Annotated in this window: 3 protein-coding genes; all 3 read right to left on the reverse strand. The window is 69.5% G+C overall.

Annotated features, from left to right (window positions below; translation table 11 throughout):
• On the reverse strand, positions 1-1581 hold a 1581-nt coding region (gene pgi, locus QLQ83_RS16510; protein ID WP_282736609.1), incomplete at its 3' end, for a glucose-6-phosphate isomerase.
• 57 nt (positions 1582-1638) lie between these two features.
• A complete protein-coding gene (locus tag QLQ83_RS16515) occupies positions 1639-2115 on the reverse strand; it encodes a methylglyoxal synthase (RefSeq protein ID WP_282736610.1) in 477 nt (158 codons plus the stop codon).
• Positions 2108-3499, reverse strand: a 1392-nt coding sequence (gene pyk, locus QLQ83_RS16520; RefSeq protein WP_282736611.1) for a pyruvate kinase, incomplete at its 5' end; no start/stop codon positions are given. The genes pyk and QLQ83_RS16515, both read right to left, overlap by 8 nt.

Raw genomic sequence — 3499 nt, forward strand, 5'->3', positions numbered from 1 at the left:
GAAGTGTCCGCGCACCAGCGCCAGCAGGCCCTGGGTGGAGGCATCGAAGTCCTGGCTGTGGGCGTCGATGCGCTCGCTGATCTCGCCGGCGATGCGCTTGCCCAGCTGCACCCCCCACTGGTCGAAGGAGTTGATGTTCCAGATCACTCCCTGGACGAACACCTTGTGCTCGTAGAGCGCGATCAGCGCGCCGAGGTTCTTCGGTGTCAGCTCGTCGAGCAGCAGCACGCTGGAGGGGCGGTTGCCCGGGCAGCTGTAGGGGTCGAGCCGGCTGCCGGTCTGGCTGCCCTCCATGAAGGCGTTGGCCTGGGCCAGCATGTTGGTGAGCAGCGCGAAGTGGTGCTCCTCCATGCCCGGCTCGGGCCTGAGCGAGGCGATGAAGTCGATGGGCACGTAGCGGGTGCCCTGGTGGAGCAGCTGGAAGAAGGCGTGCTGGCCGTTGGAGCCGGTCTGGCCCCAGACGATGGGCCCGGTCTTGTAGTCCACCGGGTGGCCGAAGATGTCCACCGACTTGCCGTTGGACTCCATGTCGAGCTGCTGCAGGAAGGCCGGCAGCTGATGCAGCGCCTGGTCGTAGGGCACGATGGCCTGGGTCTCGGCGCCCTGGAAGTTGATGTGCCAGATGCCGATCAGCGCCATCAGCACCGGCATGTTCTCGGCGAAGGGCGCGGCGAGGAAGTGCTGGTCCATCTCATAGGCGCCCTCGAGCAGCTCCATGAACCCCTCGAAGCCGATGGAGAGTGCGATGGGCAGGCCGATGGAGGACCACATCGAGTAGCGCCCGCCGACCCAGGCCCAGAACTCGAAGACGTTCTCCTCGCGGATGCCGAAGGCCATGGCCGCCGCCTTGTTGGTCGAGGCGGCGATGAAGTGGGCCCCCACGTCGGCGTCCGGGCCGGCGTTGTCCAGGAACCAGCGGCGCGCGGTATGGGCGTTGAGCAGCGTCTCCTGGGTGGAGAAGGTCTTGGTGGAGACGATGAACAGGGTGGTGGCCGGGTCGAGGCGGCTGAGCACCTTCTGGATATGGGCGCCGTCGACGTTGGAAACGAAGTGGAAGCCGAGCGCCGGGTGGCGGTGCTTGAGCAGCGCCCGGCAGGCCATGTTGGGGCCCAGGTCCGAGCCGCCGATGCCGATGTTGACCACATCCTTGATGCGCTGGCCGTCGTACCCCGTCCACTCGCCGCTGCGCACCGCCTCGGAGAAGGTGCGGATCTGCTCGCGGGTGCGCTGGATCTCCGGCATCACGTCCTGGCCGTCGACCTTGAGCGGCCCCTCGCCGAGGTTGCGCAGGGCCGTATGGAGGACGGGCCGGTCCTCGGTGACATTGATGATGTCGCCGGAGAACATCTGGGCGCGGCGCTGGACCAGTGCCGAGTGCTCGGCGAGCTCGATCAGCGTGGCCAGCACCGCGTCGGAGACCGGCTGCTTGGAGTAGTCGAGGAAGAGTCCGCCGACGCGCAGGCTCATCTTCTCGAAGCGCTCGGGGTCGGCGGCGAAGTAGTCGCGGATGCGGTCGTTGGCGGTCTGCTGCTGTAGGCCCTGGAGGGCCTGCCAGGTGACGCTGCGGGTGAGCTGGAACATGGTCGACCTCTTGTGGTTGGGTAGGTTGTCGACGTCTCGGCAGGGCAGGGGGCGCGATCAGCCGGTACGGGAGGAGACCCAGGCACCGGCATCGGGGATGGTCATCTCGTACGCCTGGCCGAGCCAGGGGGAGCTGATCAGGAAGTCGGCGCTGGCGGGGTTGCAGGCCACCGGGATGTTCCACAGCGCCGCCAGGCGCAGCAGCGCCTTGACGTCGGGGTCGTGGGGCTGCGGCGCGAAGGGGTCCCAGAAGAAGATCAGCAGGTCGAGCCGCTGTTCGGCGATGCGCGCCCCGATCTGCTGGTCGCCGCCCAGCGGGCCGCTCATCAGGCCCTCCACCTCGAGTCCCAGCGTGCGCGAGACGCGCCCCGCCGTGGTGCCGCTGCCGATCAGGCTGTGCTCGGCCAGGGTCTCCCGCCAGTGCCCCGCCCACTCCAGCAACTCCTCCTTCTTGCCGTCGTGGGCGACCAGGGCGATGCGCTTGCGGGCCGGCAGGGTCCGCGTCACGTTGCGCGGCGGGCGGATGTCACTCATGGCTGGCCTCCACGGCAAGGATCTTCAGGGTGTTGGTGCCGCCATGGGCGTTCATGTGGTCGCCCCGGGTGAGGATCACGTGGTCGCCGGGCTCGGCGATGCCCTGCTCCACCAGCCGCTGCAGCGCCCGGTCGTTGAGCTCGGCGGCCGACATCTCGCTGGTGTCGAAGGGCAGCGAGACCACCCCGCGATAGAGCGCCATGCGCCGCTGGGCCACCGGGTTGTGGGCCAGGCCGACAATGGGCAGCCCCGAGCTGATCCGCGAGGCGATCAGCGGTGTGTAGCCGGAGGCGGTCATGCAGGCGATGGCGGCCACCCCGGCGAGGTGGTTGGCGGCGTACATGGCGGAGAGCGCGATGGTCTCGTCGACCTGGCTGAAGCCCTCGTGGATGCGGTGGCCGGACTCCTGGATGCGCCGCTCGCGCTCGGCGCCCAGGCAGACCCGGTCCATGGCCGCGACGGTCTCCACCGGGAAGTCGCCGGCGGCGGTCTCGGCGGAGAGCATCACCGCATCGGTGCCGTCGAGCACCGCATTGGCCACGTCGAACACCTCGGCCCGGGTGGGCAGCGGCGACTCGATCATCGACTCCATCATCTGGGTGGCGGTGATCACCGCGCGGTTCAGCGTGCGGGCGTGCTTGATGATGCGCTTCTGGGTGCCGATCAACGCGGCGTCGCCGATCTCCACGCCCAGGTCGCCGCGCGCCACCATCACCGCCTCGCTGGCGCGGATGATGGCGTCCAGCGTGGCGTCGTCAGCTACCGCCTCGGCGCGCTCCAGCTTGGCCACCAGGCCGATCTCGCGGCCGGCCTCGCCGAGCCGCTTGCGAGCCTCGACCATGTCGGCGGCGCTGCGCGGGAAGGAGATCGCCAGGTAGTCGACGCCGATCGCCACGGCGGTCTCCAGGTCGGCCTTGTCCTTCTCGGTGAGGGCCGGGGCCGAGAGGCCGCCGCCCTGCTTGTTGATGCCCTTGTTGTTGGAGAGCGTGCCGCCTACCACCACGCTGGTGTGGATCAGGTGGTCGGCGACCCGGTTGACGTCGAGCACCACCCGGCCGTCGTCGAGCAGCAGGCGGTCGCCGGGGCCGACGTCGTCGGCCAGGGTCTTGTAGTCGCAGCCGACGCGGGTCTCGTCGCCCTGGTCGCTGCCCAGGCCCATGTCGAGGATGAAGGACTGCCCCTCCTCGAGCTCCACGGCGCCCGCCTTGAAGCGGGCGATGCGGATCTTGGGGCCCTGGAGGTCGCCCAGGGCGGCGACGCTGCGCCCCAGGCGGTCGGCGATGGCGCGGACCCGTTCGAGGCGGCGGCGGTGGTCATCGGGGCTGCCGTGGGAGAAGTTGAGGCGCACCACGTCGACGCCGGCCTCGAGCATCGCCTCGAGGAC

This window comes from Halomonas rhizosphaerae, assembly GCF_030010555.1.
Classification (GTDB): Bacteria; Pseudomonadota; Gammaproteobacteria; order Pseudomonadales; family Halomonadaceae; genus Halomonas; species Halomonas rhizosphaerae.